This window comes from bacterium (Candidatus Blackallbacteria) CG13_big_fil_rev_8_21_14_2_50_49_14, from assembly GCA_002783405.1.
Lineage (GTDB): Bacteria > Cyanobacteriota > Sericytochromatia > UBA7694 > UBA7694.
The window spans coordinates 208575-234307 of record PFGG01000064.1; the positions used below are offsets into that span (position 1 = coordinate 208575).

The window sequence follows — 25733 nt, forward strand, 5'->3', positions numbered from 1 at the left end:
AGCTTAATCCAGAAACAGACGGCCAAAACGGGCGGGGGTGTGGTAATTCTCAAAGGGTACAGACCAGGCCGCAAAGGGGGTTACTTCCTGAAAACGGTTGCGGAAAAAATTGCCAGCCAATTCAATCCCTTTTTGTGGATTGATACCCAGTTCTCTGAGGGGAATGGCCATTTCAACTTGCCAGCCTTCACCGTGTGGGGCCACCGCACTTTTCCAGGAGCCATTCCAACTGCTGTCTCCGACACGCGCATCATAGCGTGTATTTTTACTGTTCAGGGCAAAATGGAAATATTTTTGCTTTTGCTGATTGGGGGCCAGCATGATTTCAACGGCGTCATCGGCACTGAAAATACGTTTATCGTCGGCGGAATTTGCTTCTGCGCTGACCCTGTCAAGATTGGGTTCTTCATTATCAAAGGCAAGGTAAAGATTGTCTCTGTCATAGCTCAGAAAAACACTGGTATTGATGCCATTTTCAGAATAGCCGTTATACCAATACTTGATTTTTATCTCTGTGGCATCCTGCCACTCTCCGGCGTCCAAATGCCCATCAATAATGGGGGGGGCGGGCGTCCAGGGCACTTTTGCAGAGGGAATCTGGCGTGTTGCTGGAATGACCACGACAGAAGGCAGGGTTGAAGGGGTATAGCCTTTGGCGCTGATTTCCTGGCGGGCTTTGATTGCGATCAGTTTTTCAAGGTAGCTCAAACGATCTTTGATTTCTTGCTTAAATAAGGCTGGCAGCGGTTTTTTCTCTAATTCCTGAAGCAGCTCGTCAAGCGGGGTTTGCAGTTGCAGGGCAGAATAAGATTTGCCAGGGATTTTGTCGTAGGTTGTTTTTAAACTCAAAAGTTGTGAACGAAAACTATTCAGGGCTTCAGGGGCTGGGGCTTGAGGATCTTCACTGACCCGATAAAGCCATTGGCCCATATCTGTTAAGAGGGTTCGTAAATCCAAAAGTAAATCTTCATGCGGTACCAGGGCGGGTTTGCGGAAGGGGCCTTGTTTGAGATCGGGCAGACTTTCTTTTTTGAAGTGAGCCAAGGCGAAAATTGAAAGGCCTCCGGTATTTAAATCCTGTAGCACGCCAATTTGACCAAAGATATCTTCAGGACTTTCAAAGCGATGTGCTCCCAAGACAGGATAGAGCATGTCCTGCCGTTTGCCGCCATTGGTTTCCCAATCCAGCCACAGGTTCAAATCCTTTTTATCGGGGGTATAGAACATGGAAGAGGCAAAGTCGATCCAGTTATTATCTGCCCAATGGCGCCAATTTTGCATTTTGGTGAGACGGCTGTAGGATTCGCTGCGAAAGACCGATCCTCCCAGCAGAACACGTTCCTTGCGGTAACCACGCAGATTTTGTTTTAATTTTCTAACCGTGGCGTTGACTTGCTCTTCACGCCACAATTGCCATTCCTGGAAAAGTGGGGTACCTTTGGCTATTTTTAAAGGGGGGAATTCGCCATGTTTTTTGAAGTATTCCTGGCGAAACCGTGTGGCGCTGATTGCATCTTCAGGAATGGCCTCGTCATAGCGGATATAATCCAACAGAATACCTTGAACTGGGTAACGATCCAACATTTCCTGAAATAAGTTGAAAACATACTCGCGGGATTCTGGGGCCGCTGCGCTCAGGAAGCGCGGAACCGATTTTGTATCTTCCATATCTGCTGGCATGGATGCCAAGGCCGGAACCCGGTTGAGAATGGGGTTGCCAAAGCCTGGTGAACGTACCCGAAATGTCCAGACCCAGGGAATGACCCGTAAATTTCGCTTTTGACTTTCACGAATCAGTTCCCAGAGTGGATCAAAGCCCAGATTTTTGAGTTCAGGATCCTGGTCTGTAAACCGGCTGTTGGGGTAAATCGCATAGCCACGCCGAAAAACCTCAGGATAGAGGGTATTGAATCCCGTATCCTGCAATTGATCCAGCAGTTGAGAGATTCCTTCCTGGCTTTTGGGCAAAGAACCTGCGTCGAGAAACATTCCCCGCATTTCTACCGGACGTGAAAGGGTCAACGAGAGCTGGGCATTGCGCAGACGGGTCAAAGCCAGATCGAGATCTTTTGATGCGGCCTCAAGGTCTTGGCGATTGAGTAAAAATTCAGTATTGATCAAGGCCAATTGTGCAATGACCTGATCAATCTCTGCCCGTCCAAGCGGGGCATCACGCCAGCGATCTTGAGACTGTTTCAGACGGAGCGTGACATTATTGAAAAGATTTTTTGCTTGCAGATAGTCTTTGGTTAAATTTTCGGGGTTGAGAGGTTCGCTGCGGCGCACACGGTAAACCGATTGATCGACGGGTTCTTGGGCTGCCTGTGTTGAAATGGCGATCGGCCAAAGGATGACTGATAGCAATAGTTTTCGCCAATGTGAAAGTTTAGACACGCGTAAAAGCTCCACTCTGAGATGCAGGCAGGATTTGCTTATCCGTTCAGCTTAAACGATTCATTGCGCTTTGGCAATTGGTTTTCAAGCGGGGCTATCTGTTGACATTTGCCTCTGAAACGTATCACAATTAAGCCTGTCGAGTGTGATTACCTTATTCGCCTTTTCTATTGGAGTGGCTTCATGTTTACAGGTGTTGTGCCTGATTCTGCCCTAGGTGCGGAAAGTTTTCTGGATGATGAAATTGAATATCTGGAGTTCGAAAACCTGATTGAGTCAGTGGCCGAACGCCTGGATGCGACATGGTCCTATAATCTGGAAGACGAAACTTATCAGATTGAATTTGTTGATTCCGAAGGCACCCTGCACGAAGCGGTTTCAGTGAGTTCAGAATTTTGTGAAGAAGGCTTCAATGAGGGCCGGGATCTTCTGATCTGTAAGGTTTATCTTACCGAGTATAGCGATGCGCAGGCCCATGTTTTGCCTGAAATTTTGCAACTGGCTCAGCAGCTGGTCTTTACAAAAGTCAGCATGAATGAACATCGGCATTTATTTTTAGTGGGCAAAGCGCTTTATCACCAGGAATTTGTTTCTGATGTGGTGACAACCATGGTCGAAGAAATGAGTTCCTTGGCTGCAGATTTTCGTTTAAAGCTTGAATCTGCCTCAAAATAATCCGCTGCTTTTTTTCCTGACTTGAATTTTTTTTGCGTTTTATGACACGCTGCTTCATTTTGCCTGTATGCTGTAAATAGGGGATTCGCCCTAGGAACTCTTATAGGAGCAAATGCAATGGCAGTGCAGAAAATCAAGCGTAAACAACGGGTCGGATTTGTTGCCAGTGGTGGTGCCGCCAAAGCTGCCTGCTACCATATGGGAGTGGCGCTTGCCCTGCAACGGAAAGGCTTTGAGTTTCGTACCGGCCTGAAAACCAAGTCTCCCCCTTTGGCTGGAAATGGACGTGAAATTGAAGTCTTGGTAGGATCTTCTGCCGGTGCCTTTGCCTGTGCTTTGATCGCCAGTGGGCATCCGCTTGAAGAGATTTATCACAGCTTTTTAGGCCATCGCAATCCGCGTTTTCCCAGCTTATCCTATGGCCAGATGCTCTATCCCAACCTCTTGGATTCGCTGCTTAAGTTTTTTCCCCGCTTGCCCAAAGCACTTTCTGTACGCGGCCACAAAAGTCTCGAATCTTTATTGCAGGCCTTTTTCTGCAGCAATGGCTTTTATTCTACAGAAAAACTTGAAAACTATCTGCGACGTTCGATTCTTCCTTCAAACCGTTTTGATGAGTTGGATCCAGAACTGTATATTGTTACGACGCTTTTGGATAATCCGGGGCGCTTGATTTTGGGCCCTAAGGATTTGGACCTGATGCGTAAGAAAGTTCATTTTTACGAAGAGGAAACCCGCTATGATACGCATGTGGATGTTTCACATGCCGCAGCGGCGTCTATGAGTTTGCCCCCAATCTTTAAGCCTTATCAGTTGCATACGTCTCAAGGAGATGTCTATACCTTCGATGGTGAAATTCGCAAAACGCTCTCTACGCATATTGCCAAAGATGCAGGTTGTGATTTGATCCTTGTTTCTTATACCCATCAGCCTTACCGTTATCGTAAGGAAATTGGTTCTTTGGCAGACTTTGGAATCCCATCCATTCTGGTTCAGGCCATTTACCAATTGGTTGAGTCTCGGATAATGGGCGCTCGGGACTTGCATGAGCAAAAAACGCGTGTCATGAACGAAATCAATTATTTCTTTGATAAAAAAGGGCTTTCAGCTCAACTCAAGGAAGAGTTTCTGCAACATATGATGGTGAAACTTGATTACAATCCCAATGTGGATTATATCTTTATTCACCCTTCAGATCATGAAGAACAGCTCTTTTTTTCTGACCATTTCAACCTTTCTTCTGAAACCATGGAGCAAATTGCTGAGAGTGGTTTTAGGAGTGCTATTCGCGCTTTAAAGGATTATCATTTTAGCTTTTCTGAACCCTTCTCTTCTTCTCAAGCCAGCTAAAATTCTAAACAAGATCAATTTTAATTTTTTAGCATTTTCTGTGTCTTTTATTTGAAATTCAGTATTCCAGTTGAAATCGAATGGACAGAAATTGAATGTATTGCTTGGAATGTGTGATTTGAAACACCAACAATTCCCGCTTATTTCGTAAGTAACTTCAAATGAATGTAATTATCCAAACTCGTTTTCTATATTTGAATTGTTTGACTCTTTTTTGAATAATTCTGAGTTTACTTGCAAAAAAACAAAGCTTTTATTATACTAAATACACTTGAATTTAGAATGAATCATTATTCTAATCTGGAAAGAAGGTTTGAATTTTGGCGAAAAGCAGAGAAGTTACCCTACAGAAAGCGCAAAAAAGAAGAGAAAAGCTTTTATTAGTTCTAGCAAATAAGCTTGAATTTATGTATATAAAAGATATTGCAGATTTATGCTCTCTCAAAACAGAAGATATTACAAATGATCTTAAGACTCTTTCCAGTCAGGGAATCTTGTCCCGTCGGGAAGATAAATCAAGTCATCCCGCTCGCTTAATGTTTAAGTTGAAGCCGAGTAAGATTCCAAAGGAAATAAAAAATATGAACAAATCGAATCAGAAATCCGTTCTTGGATCGAAAAAAACAGCTCAATCCAAAGCTGCCCCTGAACAAAATGGTTCTACTTCAACTGAGAAAGTAGAAAAAGCCCCTGCCAAGGCCAAGGCCCCTGCTAAAGCAGCAGCACCCGCCAAAGCCCCTGCTAAAGCAGCAGCTCCCGCCAAGGCCAAAGCCCCTGCTAAAGCAGCAGCCCCTGCCAAGGCCAAAGCCCCTGCCAAAGCAGCAGCCCCTGCCAAGGCCAAAGCCCCTGCTAAAGCAGCAGCTCCTGCCAAGGCCAAGGCCCCTGCTAAAGCAGCAGCCCCTGCCAAGGCCAAAGCTCCTGCTAAAGCAGCAGCCCCTGCCAAGACCAAGGCCCCTGCTAAAGCAGCAGCTCCTGCCAAAGCAGATGCTCCCTCAAAAAAAAAACCCGGACCTAAGCCCAAAGTCAAAGTTGAAGCTGCAGAAAAAGGGTTAAAACCAGCACAGGAAGCCGTTCTTCAGGTTTCTTCTGAAAGTTCTGAGCGTCCGGCACGTCGTCGGCGTTCTCCTTCAGGAGAAACCCGGCGCGGTATTCTTCAGGTTTTGGCTGAAGGAAAAATGTTGTCAAATCCTGAATTATGCCAACGTCTGAATCAAAATGCAGCGAATATGTACAAGATGCTTGCCCTCTTACTGGAGCAAGGCTTGGTGGTGCGTGAAAGAAAAGGGCGTTCCTACTATTTCAGATTGGCTTCTGATTCTGCGGGTCAGCCGCTTGTCACTTCACAGGCCAAAGACAATGGCAAACAGAGCTTTAAGCAACAGGATCTTGCCAGTGTAGATCTGCTGGTCGATCGCCTAGCAGATGCGGCAAAGTCGTTTTTTAGACAATTGCTGAAATAATTGATATTTAATCTCAATCAGGCCCTGGGCAGTTTTGCTCAGGGCTTGTTGCGTTTCAGGCGTTCGTATTGGATTTGTACAGAAGTAATCAACTGATTCTGATCGCCTTCCCACTGGGGTTGCCATTTGAGCGAAAAACTTTTGATTTGCCCAGGATCATTGGGGGGATAATAATTGATATCCGTTTGCCTGAGTTCGGGTTGAACATCGGGGTCCCAGCGAGCTTGGAAACGCAGTTGATCATGATCAAAGCGTATATATTCAAAGCCCAAATTTCCGCTGCTGATATTGGTGGCAGGTTTGGGTGGGGGGAGGTGGGATATATCTAATTTTGCCAAATCACGCAGACGATCCCGGCTGGAATCCAGATCTTTTTCTGTGGCATTTGTATCAAAGTTTTGAGGCTGATCCTGCTCGCCAAAGAGTCTGTCTAGAAAGCCCAAGCGTGAGCCTTCGCGTCCACCTGTGTTTTCTCCAGGTGATCCTGAGGCAGGGGAAGAATTGGGTGAAGGGTTTCCAGAAGCGTTTTCAGAACCTGTGGTATTTTCAGGCAAGCGCATCATATCATTGGCTTTTTTCTCAAAACCTTCGCCATCGGTCAGGAATTTTTCGTAATCTTCCCAGGATTTAAAGCCCGGCGGCAATTCTTCGGGCATCTCAAGATCTTGGTCGGCAAAGTATTTTTGTACTGCCTGTTTTCTTTGGGCTTCTCCCTCAGGCAAGTTTGCAGTGGGAGAAGGTATTGGCGTCGGGCTGGCCTCAGGCGAAGGAGAGGGTTTGCTCAGTTCGCTGGCTGAAGGGCTGGGCGTCGGCATGGGGGTGGGGCTGGGTTTGGCCAAAGCAGGACTGGGTTTTGCGCTGGGGGTGGGCGTTGGCTTTGGTTTTTTTGCGATCAAGTCTTCACCCTTTTGTGTGGGGGGAGCGGGCTCTGTCTTTTGAGGTTCTGTTTCGGGAGGGGGAGGCGATTGGGGGGGCAAGTTGACCGTTTCAACCTGGATGGGATCTTGAGCTTCCATGGTTTTTGCTGAGATTTTATGAAATTTCATGCTCCCAGCAAAACTGACAAGAACGACTCCATGAACCAAAAATGAAAGAATGCAAAAAAGCAAAAAAAGCAACTTCTCCCGTCGACCTTCTGCTCTTTGACGCTTAATGCGAATTGGAACAGAAGGCTTGGGAGAAAAGCTCTTTTTGCCGAAAAGACGACCGAAAAACCTGCGTAAAATAGCCGGTCTCCGGTGAATCTATCTTTTTTCCCGGATACGTGCAGATTTTCCGCTACGACTCCGGAAGTAGTAGATGCGAGCACGACGCACAGCGCCTTTACGTTTCAGCACGAACTTGGCGACGCGGGGAGAATGAATCAGAAAAGTACGTTCAACGCCGATTCCCTGAAACATTTTGCGCACGGTAACAGTCTGGCTGATGCCGCTGCCCTGGAGTTTAATAACGACACCTTCGAAAACCTGAACGCGTTCTTTTCCGCCTTCAACGATTTTGGCATGAACGGCAACAGTGTCGCCGGAACTCATGGTAGGTACATCGTCTTTCAACTGGGACTGGGTAATTTCTCTCATCAGTTGTTGTGACATGTCTGAAATCCTTATCCTTCCTGGGCCACAGCTTGAGAATAAACGCTGATTTTGCGATCTCTCAAACCACGACGTTCGAATTTTACAACCCCATCAATCAGGGAGTAAATGGTAAAATCGCGGCCAATACCCACATTGTTGCCAGTATGGAAATGGGTTCCACGTTGACGTACAATGATGCTACCAGCGGTGACTTTTTCACCATCATAGCGCTTCACGCCCAGGTATTTGGGGTTACTGTCGCGCCCGTTTTTGGAACTGCCTACACCTTTTTTATGAGCCATGGTTCAGTTTCTCCTTTAACCTAAGCGAATTTCTTCGATCAGCACGCGGGTATACTTTTGACGGTGACCCACTTTGCGCTGATAGCCTTTTTTGGCACGGTACTTGAAGGAAACCACTTTTTTAGCTTTGACTTCCTCTTTGAGGATTTTACCAGTGACAGTGGCTGTTTCCACGTGGGGAGCGCCTACCACTGTTTTTTCACCATCAACAACCATCAGAGCAGGGAAGTTGACAGTATTGCCTTCGGTGCTATGAAGCAACTCAACTTCGAGCCAACGGCCCTGTTCAGCTTTATATTGCTTTCCACCGGTTTCAATAATTGCGTACATGATTGACCACCTAAAACGACTGCGAAAATAGTGTTCAGAATAAATATCAGATCTGACAGAGATGCAAAGCTTTGAGGGGGCTCTTCATCGGGCCGGATCCGACCGCAGGGGCGTTACTGGGATTTAAGAAGGGAGGGAAAAATTCCTTAACTTCAACGTTCTGACTGCTTTAATGTTTCATTCTCAGGAAACAGGGTTACAAAGACAGATCGCACCCGCAACGCACGTGAGAGTCAGCATAACACAGGCTGTGTTCTATTGACTAGTTTTTCCTGAAGCATTTGATAATGCGAATTTAACTGCTTATGTTGCTGCCATCAACCAGATGTCTTTACGCATTCCTGAGAATCTGCTCTGAGAGGTGGTTTCAATCAACTTTAAGCTAGACTTAAACTCAAGAATTTCCGGGTTTGGCTTCTTTCTTTCTCAAGAAATACAGACTGTGTTAACATTCCTGGATTCTTTTCGGGAAGTGGAATATGACTGAGATTGAATTGGCTTTTGAAAAACTGGGTTCAGGTCCCCCCTTGATTTGCCTGCATGGCCTCTATGGCGCTGGCCGCAATTGGCGGCAAATCGCACGGGCTTTGTCCTCTGACTTTGGTATTTATTTACCTGATGCCCGCAATCATGGCAAATCACCCTGGACAGAGGCTATTTCATATCCTTTGATGGCGAAAGATCTTTTCAATTTTATGCAAAGACAGGGGCTGGAGAAACCGATCCTCTTGGGCCATTCAATGGGGGGAAAAACGGTGATGCAGTTTGCCTTTGATTACCCTCAGGAAGCAGCGGGCCTGATTATTGTCGATGTGGCTGCCAGAGCCTATGAGAGTGAATTTCATGGCCATCTGCTTCAAAGTTTATTGAGACTGAATTTACAAACCCTCAGTTCCCGACAGGAAGCAGAATTTCTGCTCGAATCTGCCGTTCCTGATCGTGGGGTGCGGCAGTTTCTGCTTTCAAGCTTGCAGCGTGAAGATACAAATTGGCGATGGAAAATGAATTTATCGGGCTTGTTGAAGGACTTGCCCAAGATCATGGGGGCTGTTCCCTTGCCAGTGCATGCTTTGAGCAAAGAGATACCCGTTCTGGTGATGGCAGGAGCGTTGTCTTCTTATATACAGGCTTCAGATCAGTTGGATTTTCAGCAGCGTTTTGAGACGTTTGAATCTATTCAGATTCCGGGCTCAGGGCATTGGCTACATGTTGAACAACCCAAGCTTTTTTTGTCTGAGTTAAAGATATTTTTGAAGCGCTGGTTTATGTGAGCAGTACTTTGATGCCCAGACCAATCAAAACCAGGCCACCCATCATTTCTGCGCGTGAGCCCAAATGTTCTCCCAGACGTTTTCCGGAATAACCCCCGATCAGGGCCATTCCCAACGAGGTAAATCCTGTCATGAGTGTGGCCATCAGTACCGGAATATGCAGGGAGGGCAGTGAGATGCCAGCTGCCAAGGCGTCAATACTGGTAGCGATCGAGAGAATAAAATAATCTCGAATTTGATTGAGTTCAGGTTCTTCCTCTGATTCTTCTTCGCGGGATTCTTTGAGCATTTTAACCCCAATGCCAACCAGCAGAAGAGCTGCGAGCCAATCGATTGCGGGGCCCATGGCCTGCATTAATAAATTACCGCCAGCCCAACCGGCGAGCAGCATGCCCCCTTGAAAAATCCCAAAAAGCAGGGCCAGACGCAGCAGATGCTTGTGTCCTGAACCATTGCGCATACCTTGTGAAAGCGAAATGGCGAAACAATCCATGGCCAGGCTCATGCCCAGAAAAAAACTTTGAATCATCTAATCATATTACTCTGAACAGCTCATGATGGTGAGACGATAGTAAGATTAAAATCTGCTTACATTAAAATTAACTAATTGTTAATCAAATGATTGCTATTTGTTAAGAATATTTTTATCACTTTCTACGATAGATGCTTTATCAAGGCGAAAAGTAGGTTTCGATCAATGGTCAATACAGTTTCAAGCTCAAGTTATGTCGTTTCCCCCTATCATTATCCTGTTGCGACTTCTGCAACCGTTGCCTCTGCGCCTACTTCTGCAACGGTCAACCCCTATGGTGCTGATAGCTATACTTCCAGTAATTCGGGCTCTGCCCAATTGGATCCAAACCAGCAGGCGGGTACCATGAAACGCATGATGAATGGAATTGGCAATGCCTTTGGCCGTATGGCAGATTGGGTGGGATTGGGCACGATCTCACACTATGCCAAACAAAACTTTGAGCTATATGATGCAGATCGTTCCAACAGTTTGAATGCACAAGAGTTTTCAGCCGTTAGCTCTTTGATTGCGAAAAGTTTTCAGGAAGTAGACAGCAATGCCAACCAGCAGGTCAGCTTGGGTGAATTTAAGCGCATTGTCGGCGATCTGGTAGATGCAAATTTCAAAGCCTTGGATACCAGTCAAGACGGTTTTATAAACTTTAACGAAGCCTATGCCGGAGGCTATGTGGCAACCCAAGGCAATCAGAATACCTTTGCCAGCCACGATATCAACCAGGATGGTTTGCTTTCACGCAATGAATTTGCGGGATTGCTCAATGATATGAAGTTGAAGCATTTCTAAACAGAATATTTTATAAAAAGGGCCTCTTTTGAGGTCTTTTTTATTGGGAATTTTTCAGTCTGTTCAGAATAGGCCCAATACGTATAGTCTCAGACCCATGTTTATGCGAGCAAGACTCTCAGCCAGGGAATGCCAAAGTGGAGATTTGGCTGGCTTGAATTGCCTTCGCAATTCCGACCTTGCGTTTATTTTTTGAAGGACTTGCCAGCTTCTTGCGTGTTTGAGACCCGCTGGGCACTGATTTGAGCGCGGGTCATGAGTGGAAACAAACTGAGCAAGAGATAGGATTTTTGCATATTGAGCTACCTTTGGATGTGATTTCTCAATTGAAGCAGACAAAAAAATTAAAATCTGGTTCCCTGCTCACAGGAAACCAGATGCTTAGAAATTAAAATGAATCGATCAAGCCATTTTTGCGTAGCCAATCCTCGTTAAAGGCTTTGGAAATATAACCCCTGCCATTATCTGGTAGGATAATGACCATCACTGCATTTTCGTCCAATTGATGTTTCTCGGCATAACGCAAAGCGCCGACCACCGCTGAACCGCAGGAAATACCTACGAAAAGGCCTTCTTCCTGAGCCAGTCTGCGGGTCATATCATAGGATTCCCTGTCATAGACCGTAACAAATTCATGTACGCGGTCGAGATGGCAGGTGCCAGGGTAAAAATCTTCACCAATGCCTTCAATCAAATAGGGGTGTACATTTTCGGGCTCTGAATAGATCGAGCCTTGGGGATCTACCCCAATGATCTGAATTTCAGGGTTTTGTTCATTGAGATATTTGCCCACACCACTGATGGTTCCACCCGTCCCTACCCCTGCGACGAAATGGGTAATTTTGCCCTCGGTCTGCTTCCAGATCTCAGGGCCTGTGGTCTCATAGTGGGCCAAAGGATTGTTCTGATTTTGGTATTGATTGGGCTGGTAGCCGCCAGGAATTTCACTGGCCAGACGTGTGGCGACACTGTAATAACTGCGGGGGTCTTCTGGCTCCACGGCGGTGGGGCAGGGAATGACCTCTGCGCCAAGCGCCCGCAAGGTATTGATCTTATCGATGCTGACCTTGTCAGGGCAGGTAAAAATGCACTTATAGCCCCGCAGCGCGGCAACCAAAGCCAGGCCCATGCCGGTATTGCCTGAGGTGGGTTCGACAATGGTACCCCCTGGCTTGAGCAGGCCTTCTCGTTCTGCCGCATCGAGCATATACTGCCCAATTCTGTCTTTGACGCTTCCACCGGGATTAAAATATTCAACTTTGACGAGCATTAAGGGTTTTACACCCTTGTTGACTTGATTGAGACGTACCAGGGGGGTATTTCCCATCAGTTCAAGGATATTATTGGCGTATTGCATACTGTTTCCTGTCTAAATAGAGGAGAAAGGCAACTCTCTCGGATTTAGTCTTTAGTTTAGCAGATTTTTAATATTTCTTAAATATCTGCGGTGGAAACGTAGGCTTTGAAAGCCTTCTGAACATTCCTGCCAGGGCAGGGAATTAAAACAGACGTTTCCACCAGGAAGTACCCTCTGTGCTTTCCTGCGCAGTGCACCAATTCACGACTATTTTGCGTTCTTCTGCAGTCATGGTGAGTGTGCCTTGGGGCGGCATTTTCAGGCTGCTGACTTCCTTGCTGATATTGTCGTGGTTGCTTACCATTTTGGAATTTGAAGGGTTCAATTGAACTTTCTGGTTTTGCCCTGTAATTTTTAAACTCAGGCTTCAGGTTTCTGCATCTGTTCGCTGCGGCGGATCAGCTCTGTACGGGGGGAACTGACCCGGTCAATGAAAAGGATGCCATCGAGATGATCTATTTCGTGTTGTATCACCACGGCTTCAAATTTTGCAGCTTGAATTTCAATCGTCTGCCCTTCGCGATTTAATGCGCTAACTTTGATTCTGCGCGCCCGAGTCACCGGGCCCAGAAAATCAGGCAGTGACATGCAACCTTCGCGCATGGCATAGCTGTCTTCGCGCTGGAGGATGACAGGGTTGACCAGAACCAGAGGCCCCAGACTTTTTTTGACATGCTTCGTGCAATCAATCACAATGACTCTTTCCAAAACTCCGATTTGGGGGGCTGCAATGCCTACAGAATGACCCGAAGCGTGCATGGTATCCAACAAATCCTGAATTAATTCTTGAACCTCTGAAATATTTTGAACGGCTTTGCATTGCTGACGCAAGCGGGGATCAGGGGCTGTCAGTACTTCACGGATCGCCATGTTCAGATTTCAATCTGATCAAGGGCATGAAAGCGTGCATCAACACCCATTTCTTGAGCTAAAGTTTGAATTTTAGTATTCAGCTCTGCATCAGCGGCTTCAAGATAACATTCTATAATCATGGCATAGAGTGCGGGACTGCGGCTATCGAGCAGACGGGTGGTTACATCAGTAATATTAATACCTTGGGCATGCATCAGTTCTGAAAAACGATAAATCATGCCCGTCTGGTCACGCCCCAAGACAGAGAGGCTGTAATTGGGGATGCATTCGCTGCTTCCATGACAGGCCTCACGCTCGGAGAGCGGCCGTAGGAAGATGCTCAAACTTTCGCTATTGAGGGCCATGAGTTCGTTTTCAAAGGGAGAGGCCTGCTCCCCTGTTTCAATCACCATCATCATGGTGAATTCTGACCGCAAAGTGGTCATTGAAGAATCCATGATATTGATGCCATGTCGATAGAGTACTTCGGTGACCCGACTGACAATGCCCGTTTTATTCTGCCCTTGAATGGCCAGAATCTGATATTGAGGGAAATCTGCACACATGTTCAGACACTTTCTAGAGATAAGGGTGATTTTTAGTATATCAGGGCTGAACGGATATCTCTATTCGCTTTGAAATGGAGAGTGAATTTAGGCTTTATAGAATTTACAAACCTTCGGATCCTGATTTGACCAGGCCCAGGGACAGAGGCTGTCAAGGGGTGGCTTTGGGGCTTCTTCCCCCATACTGGCCCGACGTTGTGCTGTTGGTAAATCTTCTAAATAACGACAGATTTGCAGGGCCTGCATGCGTTTTTCACCGTCAGGCTGAGGGAAACACTGAACTCTTTTTTCGAGAAACTGGCACGCTGACATAAATGCTCCTTGCTCTTCAGGATCAGAGCGCCACAACCAAGCTGTGGCGCTCTGAAGGGATTAGAAGTCTGTTTTGACGGGTTTTTTCACGCCTGTGGCGATACTGCTCAAATCACTGGTATTGATTTTCCAAAGTCCCTTGGCATTTTGTTCAAGGGTGATGGGGGTGGGAAAATCTTTGCCCGCGCTCTGAATATAAACCCGGCCTTTGGTCGCACCTTCGGCTTCGATCGTATTGTCAACGCGCAGCCCGTTGATCATCGTACCATTCAGAGGGAAATTCAAAGGCAGGTTGACTTTGTCATAGTCAGCATAGTTTTTCTCGACGGTTCCTCCGATATAACTGCGTACGACTTCAGGTTTGTTTTTCATTTCGGTCAACATATAGCGGGTGGTGGAGCCGATATCATAGCCTGTGGGAGATTTTGCATCTTCGTACATTTGTTTGCCATTCAGACAAAGCGTTACCAGATGTTCTGCCAAGGCGGGATCTGTTTCAATCATGCTCAAAGCTTTGAAGAGCATTTTAATCGACCCTTGGTAGGTTTTTCCTGCGGTATCAAATTCAGTTCGGAAAGCATCAATGGCGGCTGCCATATCACTCAGCGGAACGGTTCCTGGGCCGGGTTGAGCACTGGGAACCGTGCTGGCAGGAGTACTGGGGCTTGAAGAAGCCGTGGGGGTTGTGGGTTTACTGCTGGCCAAGGCATCAACAACGGCATTGACACCGGCAGGACTGCAGGCGGTGGTCAAACTGAGAGCGAATAAAGTGGGAAGTAGATATTTTTTCATGGGAGGTTCCTTTTCTGCGCACTGAGTCGCACTTTCATGATAGATCAAATATTTGCCTGAAACAGATTTAATTTTAACGCTCTTGATACGAATCAAGAAAAAAGGGAACAGTCAGCGTCTGTTCCCTTTCTCGAAAATTAGATTCTAGAGCTTATTGCTTAAGGCCTGAAGGACTTTATTGGAATCGCTCAGGAAGCGGGTAAGCTTTTCTCCACGCAGCGGCTGATGCGCCATCATGGCCAGATCATAGACATGGCGGCAAATCAGATGCAGATTGTCTTTTTCAGACATTGTTCCGTGCAGTTTGCGCAGGCTCTGAATCAGGGGGTTATTGGCATTGATGATCAGCGTATGCTCTTCAAGCAGGCTGTCGACATGCTCATTCATGCCCGCCTGTTGCATAAATTGGCTCATTTCATGCAAGCGGCGTGCATTTTCTGGCAGCAGTACCACAGCGGGAATATCCTCGCTTTTAAGCGTTTCAACCTTGATATGCAGCTTGGGAACAGCCAGTTCTTGCTTGAAGACTTCCTCAATCAGTTCATCGCTGGTTTTATTGGTTTTGGGGTCGACAATCTTGGCTTTGTCTTTATCGACCAGCGATTCAGAAATATCTGAGTCAATACGTGCAAATTTCACTTCATGGTTTTTGTATTCCATGAACTGAATAAAATGGGTATCGATCAGGGTATTCATGCTGAGCACTTCCATGTCCTGCTGCTTGAAAAGCTCAAGGTAATGGGCCTGGCCGACTTCGTCGGAGGTATAGTAAACCTTTTTATCCAATTGTGGATTGCGCACCAGATATTCTTCTATCGTGGTGTAATCACCACGGGTGGATTTAAATACGACAATATCTTTGACTTTGTCATAGAATTTATCGTCTTCCATCATGCCGACCTTGATAAAGCTGTGAATATCCTGCCAGCTGCGCAGAAAGTCTTCGCGGTCTTTATTGTAAATTTCTTTAAGACGATCGGCGACTTTTTTGGTGATATGGGTCGAAACACGCTGAACATAGGGATCATTCTGAAGCATGCTGCGTGAAACATTGAGGGGGATATCCGGGCAATCAATCGCGCCTTGAAGCGTGACCAAAAAGCGGGGAATAAAATCCTCAACATGGTCTGAAACATAGACATCGTGGCAGTAGAGCTTGATATTGCCCTTGGCGGGATCCAATTCATGGCTCAATTTTGGGAAAAACAGAATGCCTTTGAGCACAAAAGGCACTTCTACATTCAAATGAATCCAAAAATAGGGTTCAGGTGAGAAAGGATAGAGATAGCGGTAAAATTCCAAGTACTCTTCTTTGCTGACTTCCTGGGGGCTGCGCTCCCAAAGCGGTTTTTGTCTGTTGGCCACATTGCCGTTGATTGTAATCGGAACGGGCAGAAAATCACAGTATTTTTTGACAAGGTGCTGAATACGGGCTTCTTCAGCAAATTCCATTTCTTCATCCAAAAGATAGAGGCGAATTTCTGTGCCACGCCCTTCTTTCTGACCCGCATGCAATTCAAAGCGGGGGCTGCCATCACAACTCCAGAGCACGGGCTCGGCCTCTGGCTGATAGGAACGGGTATGAATTTCAACCTTGCTGGCAACCGTAAAGGCAGAATAAAATCCCAAACCAAAATGGCCAATAATATCGTTGTTTTTATCGCCGAACTTGTTCATAAATTCAGCGGCACTGGAAAAAGCCACCTGGTTGATATACTTTTTGACTTCTTCGGTGGTCATACCAATGCCGTTGTCAATAATAGAAAGGGTTTTGGCTTCTTTGTCGATTTTAATATCAACTTTGAATTCCTCATCCGATTTTTCGGCTTGGCCCATCACGGTCAGGTGGCGGAGTTTGGCAATGGCGTCTACACCATTTGAAATCAATTCACGTAAAAAGATTTCTTTGTCGTTATACAGCCATTTCTTAATAATCGGGAAGATATTCTCCATTTGAACGGAGATAGTTCCTTCCTCAAGCGGAGAAATGGTTTCGGCAGTACTCATGTTTAAAAAACCTCCAGAACTTAAAGAGAATTGAATTGTGAAATTGAAATATCTTTATCTCTATCCGTAAATATTACCAGAAATCCAGGTTAAGATTGAATATGTTGGCCTATAGGTGATATCGCCTTTGCCTTTCCCCTAAAAGATTTTGGTACAATAGAGCCATCTTTCCGATGCAGGCAGGTCAGCCATGTTACGCAAATCCTTCACTTTTCTTTTGACCGTCGCTCTCTGGGCGGGCACTTCCTATGCCACACAGGCGGCAGATAACCGTGTCAAACTTATGCAGAATCTTGCGGCTGGGCCTGTAGCGGCGACCTGGTATAAACAGCGGCTTTTGTATGCGCAGCAGGGGCTGGATCAGATTATGATCTGGGACAAAATGCAGAGCAATTTGCTCTGGTCTGAAAAGGGCTGCCAACCCGATGCCCTGGTTTCGACCCGCGACAATCAATTTTTGGTGGCCTGTCAGGATGAACTCAAACTGATCAATGTCTATGGCCAGGAGACGGATTCGATTCTGAAAGATTCAGAGAACCGTGTTCTGGTGGGAGTTCAGGCTCTGGTTCAAGACAGTCGGGGAGGCACCTATCTGGCTGTTAGCAATGTCTCTGAACCCAGTCCTGCTGCTGCCCGCAAAGGCCAGATTTACTATCTCTCTCCCAGTCGTTCTTTGCTTACGCCTGTGGCCAGTCAATTGGATTATCCCCAGTCTTTGGCGCTTTCACCCGATGGCAAAACGCTCTATGTGGGTGAATTTCTCAGCCGCCAAATTCGCCAATTTGATGTCAACGAGACTCAATTGAGCAATGGTCGGGTGCTGAAAAAAATCAATGAAATTTATACCCCCTCAAGTGCAGCCTTGGAAGATCCAGCTCCTTCTGCGATTGCTGTGAATAGCAAGGGACAATTGTATATTTCACTCTGGGGAGAAGGCAAAATTCTGGTGACCAGTTCTGAAGGCCGTTTACTGGGTAGCATTTCTTTTCCCGAGGCCTATCTGAGCAGTTTTACCTTTGGCGCGACAGAGCGGGTTTTGTATGCCACCACGGTGAACAGTCCTGATGCTGGGGCCGCAGGCAAGCTCTACGAGATTCGCCTTTAAGAGCCCCTTATTTCACCAACCGCAGGCAGATGGGATAGCGATAAGCTTCTCCGCTGGCGGCCCGCAGGGTGGCATTGATTGAAATTTCAAATTGCATCGTGTCCCTGCTTTCTCGCATTTTTTTGTATTATAGAGAATCATGCCTAAAAATAAAAATCCCACGATACTGGTCTATGGATTTGGGCCCTTTCGCCATTACCGTCGTAATATTACCCAAACATTGCTTCTACGGCTGCCCAAGCGCGCCCAGCTTGAAACCTTGATTTTACCCGTGCGCTTTGAGCCTGAACTATTTTTGGAACCCGTAAAGACCCTTCAACCTGATTATATTCTGGGCTTGGGGCAATGCCCGCGTGGAAAATTTTTGCGACTTGAACGCAAAGCCTGGAATCTGATGCGGGACAAATCCCAAGGCTTAGAAGCCGTGATAGAGGCTGAGGGCCCTGTTTCTTTGCCTGTCACCTGGCATTTGCCCTTACGCAGTGATACACGTGTTTCCTATGATGCAGGACGCTATGTCTGTAATTTTTCAATGTATACCCTTAGCCGCTATGCACAGCAAAACCAGATACCCTACGCGTTTGTGCATATTCCACGCGGATTCAATTTGAACAGAGCCCATGCTTGGTTGGAAAATCTTTTGAACGGATTAGATTGAAATGGGCTGAAATAATTTAGCTTGATTCCTGTAATTGATTTGCTTGGGCCAGGGTCTTTTCAAAAATTGCTTCAAGTTTGGGATTGACACCCTTCAAGCCTTCTCCGACCGCTTCTGCCCACTTAAAATAGGCCTGTTTGCGCTCAAGGGGCCAATCTTGAGGGGATTGGTTGAGCAAATCACGCAGATTGCAAATTTTATCTGCCAATTTAATTTGCTTGGCTTCTGGGCTCAGGTTGGGGGCATGCGAGATTTGCAGGGCTTTGCGTTCTGCTTTGGGAAGACTTTTATTGTCACTGACTTCCTGTATCAAATGACAAACAGATTCGCCAAAAATGTGGATTAACTCTTCTGGGGTTGTTTCAGTGTCTTCAAGGGTGTCGTGCAGTACTGCGGCCAATAGAATATCTTCAGATTCCACCTGGCCTTCTTCAATTAAAACGGCCAATACTTGCAGAGGGTGGTTGATATAAGGGGTGCGCAAATCTTTGCGCAATTGAAATTTATGCTTTTCAGCGGCAAAACAAAGCGCTTGAGATAGTCGTGAGAGTTTGATCATGCAATGCATCCATGCGAATTTTGCTGGCATGATAACAGATCTTTGCGTTTGGTGTTTTAAAATAATTTATGCAGCCTGTAAATCCTGTTTGAGTTTGCGTCCGCCCAATAATTCAGTGAACGCTTCAGCGAGCAAAAGGTCTCCCGCTTCTCCATTGCGAATGGAGAGATTGTTTTCGGCGCAAAACCAACCAAAAAGCATTTCTGTGAGCTCAATCGGGTTGGGGGTTTCAAGCGTTTCAGGTACTTGATCTAGCCAAAACAGGGAGCGATTGCGTACAAAAAAACGAAATCCTTCCGGGGTAATAAAGACGTGGTGAGCCATTGTTTTCACTCCTTTTCTAACGCTGGCAAAATCACTGGAAGACCATCAATTAAAAAAATTATAGCATTGTCTGTTACATAAATGTTGCTTTTAAGAGTGTAAAATGTATTTAAATAACATTCGTGTTTCAAAGTTGACAAATCATGGGTTGCGCAGGGCTGCCAAAATATTTTGGACCTCTGTCCAGCGGTTTCGTAAATCTTCAAGAACCTCTTGATCGGAGGCGTGAAGATCGGTGGGAAGGGCCTCCAGGTCAAAATATTGTAAATCCAAAGTCTCTTCTGGATCCGGCGCTTGAACTTGCTGGGCAGAGACCGCCAGATAGGCGATATTCAAGCACCAGACCTGATCGCCATTGGGATATTCTACGAATTGCCTCTGGCCTCCATAGACCTGAAGCAGGTGCAAGGCTTCTACACGCATGCCCGTTTCTTCAAGAAATTCGCGACGGGCAGCTGATTCAGGGGGCTCACCGGGTTCAATCGCACCACCGTTCAGGCCCCAAAGCCGGTTGTCGGTGCGGTGTTGCAGGAGGAGTTGGTTTTCGGGGTTAAAGAGCAGGACGACTGCAGAGGGCATATGCAAGGGGCGTTTGCCGACTATTTTTCGTAATTCAAGAATATACGACATGATTTCTCGCTTTCGTAACTCACCCAAGCGTATCTTGAGGAGCACTTTGGGTTTTTCGTCAGGTTTTAGGGTTTTACTCCTATAATTAAAACACCGATACCCTGTAAACTGTTTAGTATGAATCCGGCTGGAGGCTTCACTTGACCCAGATTTCCTCGTCACAACAAGCTTTTTCACGTTTTTCTGCAGACCAAAAACTGACCCGTCAGGAACTGGTTCAACTGAAAGCCGTTTTTCAGCAGGAAAATCCCCAGGCGGCAGAAGCCCAGTTTGATTCCTGGCTGGAAGCCAATCTCGCCCACAAGATCGCAAATCCTCAGGATACCCATGCTGTTTTGGCTGACCTAAAAGCCGGTAAAAGCGATTCAGTATTGCTCTTTTTTGAAGATCAGGGCCCTCCCCCTGCGGCTCCGAAAGCTTCACCGGTTCAGGTGCATGTGGAAGGTCTGAACCTTGAAGATATCAACGGCTTTGAAAACCGTTCCCCGGATGATTTAAAGGGTTCGATACAAAAAATTGATCTGAAATTGTCTCAGGATTTTATTCGCCAAATTGCGCAGCAGACAGTACAGGGCCTGAGCCATGGTTTGGCCGCTGCCGAGGTGGAATACCAGGCCCCAGAAAATGGTGAGCCTGGCTATTATAAAATCAAAGCAGGGGGGCTTCACGTTGCCGATTTGCGCAGTGAAAACGGGCGCTTGTTTTTGGATTATGCTGCAAAACCTGATCCAAATGGGGTGGCTCCTCGCTTGGATCAAACCCCACCGGGTTGGGCAGACGCGGTGCTGGGCTGGACTTCTCAGCAAGTCAATGCCGGTTTTGATGCGGCTGTAGGCGCTTTGGGCTATGATCCCCAGCAAACCCGTCAGGCCATCAGCCAAGGGGTGAGCGATGCTGCGACTTGGGCGGGTGACAGGGCCACCGAGGGGCTGGCCTGGGTCACAGGCAATGATCCTGAGGTCATGAAGCAATTTTTCGCCGATGGCACCCTGAAAGTGGATGCCGGTTCTGGGATTCAGAGTGTCTTGGATCTCGATTGGGATCGTGAAAAAGGCCGGGTCTATATCCATCCAGGCACACTCAGTCTGAATGGTAAGGATCTGGCAGGCACAGGCAGTCTGGTCGATGGCAGCCGGGTGAGTTTGCAGCCGCAAAATCCACAGCTCAGTATTTTGCCCGATGGCCGTGTGCAGATCAGCAGTGAAAACGCGCAGATTACGGGCAGCAGTTCGACTGAAAAATCTGACAAGGGTGTTTTGGCTGAACCCCGCCAGGATCTTCCCCCCGATCAACTCAGCGTCAAACAGGCTGATCTTGAACTGCGGCAGGAAGGCGATAAAACCTCGCTTGAAATCAAAAATGCAGAAGGCCATCTGGAGGCCGCTGGGGTCTTAACCGATCAACGGATTCAAACCTTGAAAACCCAGATTGATCAGGTCTTAACCCAAATAGATTCAAGCCTCAAGAACTATGGCTTGGATCGCCAGAGCTTTGAAAAAATTTTGGCGCAGGTGCCCTCAGATTTATTGAAGTCTCTGCTCAGTTCGGCCAATCAGGGCGAGTTGGCACAGGCAGCCCAGAATTTGGGCCTTGACCCCGCTCAATTGGGGCAATTTGTCTCTTTTTTGAAAGAAGAACCTGTTCAAGCGCTTTTGGGAGATGTGCAGAAATTGACCCAATCACTGGCCTCTGACACCCGTTTACAGGGTAGTTTGGATTTTAAACTTGAGCGCTTGAATTTGGAGGCCGATCAAAAATCTTTGCTGACACAGATTCAAGGGCTGGATCTTCAGACCCATTTTCAGGCCCGTACTCCCACGGGGACAGAAACAGAGGGGCAAGTAAGTGCTCACCTTGCCTCGGCTGCTCTGGCTGCTGATGCACAGGGCACGCGGGTCAATGCGGGCCCGATCCAGGCCGATCTCAAGGCTGCGATCCGTGATTCAGGCCCAGACTTTTCCAGCCGTTTGGCTGCATTTAAACAGGAATTGCTCAGCCGGGATCCCAAGCAATTGCTCACCCCTCAGGGCATTACACCGGGCCGAACCGGTTTGAGTCACCAAACCGTACGCCAGCTTTTGGAAAAATTTAGCGATTCCGAATTGCATAGTCTGGCGCAAGCCGATGAGCAAACGCTTAAAAATCTGGCAAATCAGAAAAAACTGCCGCTTAATTATTTGGCCTATTTGCGTAAATATTTCCAAGACCAGGGTTTTGTGGGGCAAACACAAACCAAGCTCAATGCCAGCGCAGGTTTCCAGGCCTTTGAAAGCGATGGCCGCCAGCACCGGGTCGATGCACCTCAAGCCAGTGTGCGTGTAAGCACCGAAGCCGACGACAAAGTGCTTTCTGAAACGGGGGCCACTGTTTCAGCAGAACAGATCCGAGCCCATTCTGATCAGGGAGCGATTGAATCGGCAGCCCGACTCATGGGTTTTCGTCTCGGCTTGAAAGACAAACCTGCTCAGGCCTTGCTTACCCCTCAGGGCCTGACACCGGGCCGAACGGGATTGAGTTTTCAGACAGTAAAAGCGATCATGGCCCAAGTGACGGATCAGGAGTGGCGCCAGGTAGCGCAGATGAACCCTGCGGCCCGGAGTCAATTTGCAAAGGCCAAAGGCATTCAACCCAATTATCTGGAATATATGCTTCAGTATTTCAACCAGCAGGGTTTTTTACCCTCAGCTGCTGAAGCGACAGGTTTGAAACTTAAGGCGGATGCCACAGTCAATGGGCCCGAAGGCCAGACCCAAAGCAATCTGAAAGCCCAAGCTGAGGCTGTGCGTACCTCCCCGCAGGGACTGACGGTTCAAGGGGTGGATGCCCAGGCCGATTTAAAGACACCGGGGGCTCAGGTCAGCGCTGAGTTGCGTAAAGGATCGGTCATTGCCCGTGAGGATCGTCTGGCTTTGAATGGGACGCTAGAAAAAGCCAAAGTGACCAATGCCAATGGTCACTTTGAGGCCCAAGGTCAGCTTTCTGCGGTCGTTCAGCCCAACCAGGGACTGGCTGCTGATCTGCAATCCAGCTGGTCGCTCGATACGCAGGGCGATAAGGCCCATACCCGTCTGACAGGTCAAACAGATTTGGAGATTCAAGCGGGTAAGATTGTGGGCTCAGAAACCGACCAACTCAGGGGCGTTTCGACGATTCGCTCTGAAGAGTTGATGCGTTTGGCCCGGAACCATCCGGATTTACAACAGTTTTTAAATTTACTCGGCCAGCAGTTTAAAATCGAAAACCCCAGTGTGGCTGTCAAGGTTCAGGATGGCGCCCTGAGCAGTGATGCCCAAGCTCAACTTGATTGGGATTTAAAGCTGGGTGTGAATCAGGTACAAACCAGCCTGGGCAAACTGGATGTCAGCGTTCAGGCCGGGAACCAAGGGGTCAGCGGCAGTGTCACCCTCTCTCCCAGCCAGATGGCCATCAGTTGGCTGAATGATTTGGTGGCCCAGAAAACAGGGGAGAAAACGCAAACCCGTCTGAACCAGGGCCGAATCGAAGTGGGTTTTGATCATTCAGTGGTCAGCGATATTCTGGTGGGCGCGAAAATCAGCGGGGATACGGTTGAAATCAAGGTGGATCAGGCCAAGCTCTTTGGCTTTTTAGATCTTGACCTGATTCATGGCAGCGCACGGGATACGATTTTGGAGCAATTGCAAAAGCAGGGCATTACCAAGGCCTCTGCCCGAGGTTCTTCGACGATCAAAATTCCCGTACAGGATCTGATGCGCCAGATTTTGGGGCCCGAAGCCTCAAAACATACCCGACTCAACCCCAGTTTGGGCGCAGATAATAAGCTGCGGATTGATTTCGATTACCACGCTTAAATTCAAGCGGGGCTTTTCAAAGCCTGGAATTGGGCGTATCCTGAAAAAAAATCCTGGGGGCTTTTCATGAAACGCATGCTTTTGCTTTCACTTGTGAGTTTTTTGAGTCTGCAAACGGCAGGCTGGGCCAAGCCCGCACCTGAAGGCCTGCAAAAGGAAGCCTTGAAAACCTTTCAAGACTATCTGCGCCTGGATACCAGCAATCCACCTGGGCAGGAGCTGAAAACAGCCCGTTTTCTCAAACAGATTCTCGATCATGAGGGCATTGAAAACCAGATTTTTGACTTGGGAAATCACCGCGCCAATCTCTACGCGATTCTGCGCGGCGATGGCAGCAAGCCCCCGATTGCCTTTCTTCACCATATGGACGTGGTGCCTGCCGACCCCCAATTCTGGAGTGTGCCCCCTTTTTCAGGGCAAATCGAAAAGGGCTTTGTCTATGGGCGTGGCGCGATAGATATCAAAGGCAAGGGCATGGTGGATCTGTTTACCCTGATTCGGCTCAAGCGTGAAAAACAACCGCTCAAACGCGACCTGATTTTTCTGGCGGTGGCCGATGAAGAGGTCAATTCCCTCGGGGCGCGCCGTCTGATTCATGATCATCCTGAACTGCTCAAAAAAATAGAGTTTTTGATTGATGAGGGCAAAACTGTGACCGAAGACGCACAGGGCAAAGCGCTCTATGCCATGGTGGGCATGGGTGAAAAATCACCGCTTTGGTTGAAACTGACCTTTCAGGGCACGCCCGGCCATGCCTCGGTGCCCATGGCCGATAATGCTGTGAATCGGGCCTTGCAGGCCGCTGGCCGGATCATGCACTTTGCTGAGCAGCTTCCCTTTCAGGTTTTGCCTGGGCTTGAAGACAGTCTGCGCTTGCAATTTGGCGGAGACGTGACCCGTCTACCCGGTTATCAGAAAGATATGGCCACCTCGCTTAAAAATCCGCTATTTCTCAAGGGCTTGGCCCAAGTGCCAGAACTCAACGCCATGCTGCGCAATACGATTTCAATTACGGGCATGAAGGGCAGCGACAAAACCAATATTATCCCCAACCAGGCCAGTCTGACCCTGGATTGCCGCCTCTTGCCCGGTCAGAACAAAGAAGTGTTTTTAAAGCAGCTTAACGAAGCGATTGGCGATCCGAGTGTCAAAATTGAAGTTGAAGAATATTATCAATCGCTTTTTTCGCCCCCCGATTCGGGCTATATGCGCAGCCTGAAGCGGGTTTTACATCGCTATAGCCCTGGTTTGCCCGTGATTCCTACGATATTCACTTCTTCAACCGATAGCTCACTGTTTCGGGCCTTGGGCATAAACGTCTATGGTTTTGAGGCCTATCGGGTAGATGAAGCTACCTCGCAACGGGCCCATGGCAATGATGAACGTCTGGGCGTAGCTGGTTTTTTCTGGGGCCTGGATTTACTGCATGAACTGGTCTTGGATTTGAACCAGAACTGAACCTGTTTTTAGCGGTAATAGAGCAAAATCAAGAGAAAAGGCAAAACCATGCCTGCCAGGGTCCAGAGACCGGCTTCACCCCATATTCCTTTGCTGCCTTTTTTCATAAACAGCCCGGTCAGGGCGATCAGCAGCAGCGCAAAGGCGTAAAGATCGGCGTAGAGGGTCCAGAATTTTTTGGCATTGTTGAGATGTAAAAAATTAAACAGATGCAGAACGGGTCGACGCGTGACCACTTCATGTTCGGCCTGCCAGGTTTGGGTGTCGACGCGAATTTTTTCATTGGCGCTGATCAGCACTTCGACCGTGTCATCGTCAGGATAGAAGACATTTTTAGCCTGAAACTCTGCTTTGAGTTTAAACGCCTCAAACAGGGTTTGGGCTTCGCTTGCCTGCAAATCTTCAGGATTTTTCCAAGCCGCAATCTTGGCTTTTTGTTTGGCAATATTGAACTGGGGGTTCCAGTCTTCGATATGGTTGACCGCCAGCCCTGAGATGGCGTATACCACCGTGGTTCCCAAAAAGAAATAGCCCAGATAGCGATGCAGCAGAATAGTGTAAAACTGCAAGGGACGGCGTTTCTTGGGCCGGGGTGTTTCGCTGCTCATT

25 protein-coding genes and 1 pseudogene are annotated in these 25733 nt (G+C 47.5%); 9 read left to right on the top strand and 17 right to left on the bottom strand.

Features of this window, described 5'->3' with window-relative positions; all coding sequences use genetic code 11:
* Positions 1 to 3: 3 nt before the first annotated feature.
* Positions 4 to 2394, bottom strand: a complete 2391-nt coding sequence (locus tag COW20_16255) for a hypothetical protein (GenBank protein PIW46471.1) — start codon at positions 2392 to 2394, stop codon at positions 4 to 6.
* 183 nt (positions 2395 to 2577) lie between these two features.
* On the opposite strand from COW20_16255, the gene COW20_16260 reads away from it, so the two are divergent.
* From COW20_16260 to COW20_16270, 3 genes and pseudogenes are all read left to right on the top strand, one after another.
* Positions 2578 to 3069, top strand: a complete 492-nt coding sequence (locus COW20_16260) for a hypothetical protein (GenBank protein PIW46472.1) — start codon at positions 2578 to 2580, stop codon at positions 3067 to 3069.
* Positions 3070 to 3186: 117 nt separating this feature from the next.
* Positions 3187 to 4419 carry a hypothetical protein gene (locus tag COW20_16265; protein ID PIW46473.1) on the top strand — a complete coding sequence of 411 codons (1233 nt, stop codon included), beginning with the start codon at positions 3187 to 3189 and terminating at the stop codon, positions 4417 to 4419.
* Positions 4420 to 5099: 680 nt separating this feature from the next.
* Positions 5100 to 5420, top strand: a pseudogene (locus tag COW20_16270) (histone).
* A 497-nt stretch (positions 5421 to 5917) separates the two neighbouring features.
* On the opposite strand, the gene COW20_16275 reads toward COW20_16270, so the two are convergent.
* The 4 genes from COW20_16275 to rplU all read right to left on the bottom strand — a co-directional run bounded on the left by COW20_16275 (position 5918) and on the right by rplU (position 8085).
* Positions 5918 to 6997, bottom strand: a complete 1080-nt coding sequence (locus COW20_16275; GenBank protein PIW46474.1) for a hypothetical protein — start codon at positions 6995 to 6997, stop codon at positions 5918 to 5920.
* A gap of 126 nt (positions 6998 to 7123) precedes the next feature.
* Entirely contained in the window at positions 7124 to 7471 is a 348-nt protein-coding gene (locus COW20_16280) for a 50S ribosomal protein L19 (GenBank protein PIW46475.1), read from the bottom strand.
* 11 nt (positions 7472 to 7482) lie between these two features.
* The gene (locus COW20_16285) at positions 7483 to 7755 is read right to left on the bottom strand and encodes a 50S ribosomal protein L27 (GenBank protein PIW46476.1); all 273 of its coding nucleotides are present in this window, start codon (positions 7753 to 7755) and stop codon (positions 7483 to 7485) included.
* A 15-nt stretch (positions 7756 to 7770) separates the two neighbouring features.
* Positions 7771 to 8085 (bottom strand): 50S ribosomal protein L21, encoded by a 315-nt coding sequence (gene rplU / locus COW20_16290; protein ID PIW46477.1) that lies wholly within the window; start codon positions 8083 to 8085, stop codon positions 7771 to 7773.
* 479 nt (positions 8086 to 8564) lie between these two features.
* Between rplU and COW20_16295 the strand changes: the two genes are divergently transcribed.
* A complete protein-coding gene (locus COW20_16295) occupies positions 8565 to 9356 on the top strand; it encodes an alpha/beta hydrolase (protein ID PIW46478.1) in 792 nt (263 codons plus the stop codon).
* On the opposite strand, the gene COW20_16300 is transcribed toward COW20_16295, so the two are convergent.
* Positions 9349 to 9885 carry a hypothetical protein gene (locus tag COW20_16300; GenBank protein PIW46479.1) on the bottom strand — a complete coding sequence of 179 codons (537 nt, stop codon included), beginning with the start codon at positions 9883 to 9885 and terminating at the stop codon, positions 9349 to 9351. The two genes, COW20_16295 and COW20_16300, sit on opposite strands and share 8 nt — an antisense overlap.
* Positions 9886 to 10053: 168 nt before the next feature.
* On the opposite strand from COW20_16300, the gene COW20_16305 reads away from it, so the two are divergent.
* Positions 10054 to 10674 (top strand): hypothetical protein, encoded by a 621-nt coding sequence (locus tag COW20_16305; protein PIW46480.1) that lies wholly within the window; start codon positions 10054 to 10056, stop codon positions 10672 to 10674.
* A 388-nt stretch (positions 10675 to 11062) separates the two neighbouring features.
* Here COW20_16305 and COW20_16310 read toward each other — a convergent pair whose 3' ends face one another.
* The 7 genes from COW20_16310 to COW20_16340 all read right to left on the bottom strand — a co-directional run bounded on the left by COW20_16310 (position 11063) and on the right by COW20_16340 (position 16560).
* Positions 11063 to 12031 (bottom strand): hypothetical protein, encoded by a 969-nt coding sequence (locus COW20_16310; protein PIW46481.1) that lies wholly within the window; start codon positions 12029 to 12031, stop codon positions 11063 to 11065.
* Between the two features lie 142 nt (positions 12032 to 12173).
* Positions 12174 to 12356 (bottom strand): hypothetical protein, encoded by a 183-nt coding sequence (locus COW20_16315; protein PIW46482.1) that lies wholly within the window; start codon positions 12354 to 12356, stop codon positions 12174 to 12176.
* Between the two features lie 35 nt (positions 12357 to 12391).
* Positions 12392 to 12901 carry a peptide deformylase gene (gene def, locus COW20_16320; GenBank protein PIW46483.1) on the bottom strand — a complete coding sequence of 170 codons (510 nt, stop codon included), beginning with the start codon at positions 12899 to 12901 and terminating at the stop codon, positions 12392 to 12394.
* A 2-nt stretch (positions 12902 to 12903) separates the two neighbouring features.
* Positions 12904 to 13449, bottom strand: coding sequence for a hypothetical protein (locus tag COW20_16325; GenBank protein ID PIW46484.1), 546 nt, complete (start codon positions 13447 to 13449; stop codon positions 12904 to 12906).
* 87 nt (positions 13450 to 13536) lie between these two features.
* A complete protein-coding gene (locus COW20_16330; GenBank protein PIW46485.1) occupies positions 13537 to 13761 on the bottom strand; it encodes a hypothetical protein in 225 nt (74 codons plus the stop codon).
* 60 nt (positions 13762 to 13821) lie between these two features.
* The gene (locus tag COW20_16335; protein PIW46486.1) at positions 13822 to 14649 is read right to left on the bottom strand and encodes a hypothetical protein; all 828 of its coding nucleotides are present in this window, start codon (positions 14647 to 14649) and stop codon (positions 13822 to 13824) included.
* A 48-nt stretch (positions 14650 to 14697) separates the two neighbouring features.
* Positions 14698 to 16560: a molecular chaperone HtpG gene (locus COW20_16340; protein PIW46487.1), complete on the bottom strand. Its 1863-nt coding sequence runs from the start codon at positions 16558 to 16560 to the stop codon at positions 14698 to 14700.
* 190 nt (positions 16561 to 16750) lie between these two features.
* Between COW20_16340 and COW20_16345 the strand changes: the two genes are divergently transcribed.
* Positions 16751 to 17665, top strand: a complete 915-nt coding sequence (locus COW20_16345; GenBank protein ID PIW46488.1) for a hypothetical protein — start codon at positions 16751 to 16753, stop codon at positions 17663 to 17665.
* A gap of 139 nt (positions 17666 to 17804) precedes the next feature.
* The gene (locus COW20_16350; GenBank protein PIW46489.1) at positions 17805 to 18323 is read left to right on the top strand and encodes a hypothetical protein; all 519 of its coding nucleotides are present in this window, start codon (positions 17805 to 17807) and stop codon (positions 18321 to 18323) included.
* Positions 18324 to 18339: 16 nt separating this feature from the next.
* On the opposite strand, the gene COW20_16355 is transcribed toward COW20_16350, so the two are convergent.
* From COW20_16355 to COW20_16365, 3 genes are all read right to left on the bottom strand, one after another.
* On the bottom strand, positions 18340 to 18882 hold the full coding sequence (locus tag COW20_16355; protein ID PIW46490.1) for a phosphohydrolase: 543 nt from the start codon (positions 18880 to 18882) through the stop codon (positions 18340 to 18342).
* A 66-nt stretch (positions 18883 to 18948) separates the two neighbouring features.
* On the bottom strand, positions 18949 to 19206 hold the full coding sequence (locus COW20_16360; protein ID PIW46491.1) for a hypothetical protein: 258 nt from the start codon (positions 19204 to 19206) through the stop codon (positions 18949 to 18951).
* Positions 19207 to 19347: 141 nt separating this feature from the next.
* Complete coding sequence (locus COW20_16365) at positions 19348 to 19836, bottom strand: hypothetical protein (GenBank protein ID PIW46492.1); 489 nt, start codon at positions 19834 to 19836, stop codon at positions 19348 to 19350.
* Positions 19837 to 19976: 140 nt separating this feature from the next.
* Between COW20_16365 and COW20_16370 the strand changes: the two genes are divergently transcribed.
* Both COW20_16370 and COW20_16375 read left to right on the top strand, forming a co-directional pair.
* Complete coding sequence (locus COW20_16370) at positions 19977 to 23666, top strand: hypothetical protein (protein PIW46493.1); 3690 nt, start codon at positions 19977 to 19979, stop codon at positions 23664 to 23666.
* A gap of 66 nt (positions 23667 to 23732) precedes the next feature.
* Entirely contained in the window at positions 23733 to 25124 is a 1392-nt protein-coding gene (locus COW20_16375) for a hypothetical protein (GenBank protein PIW46494.1), read from the top strand.
* Between the two features lie 8 nt (positions 25125 to 25132).
* On the opposite strand, the gene COW20_16380 is transcribed toward COW20_16375, so the two are convergent.
* A complete protein-coding gene (locus COW20_16380) occupies positions 25133 to 25732 on the bottom strand; it encodes a hypothetical protein (GenBank protein PIW46495.1) in 600 nt (199 codons plus the stop codon).
* Position 25733: the final 1 nt, after the last annotated feature.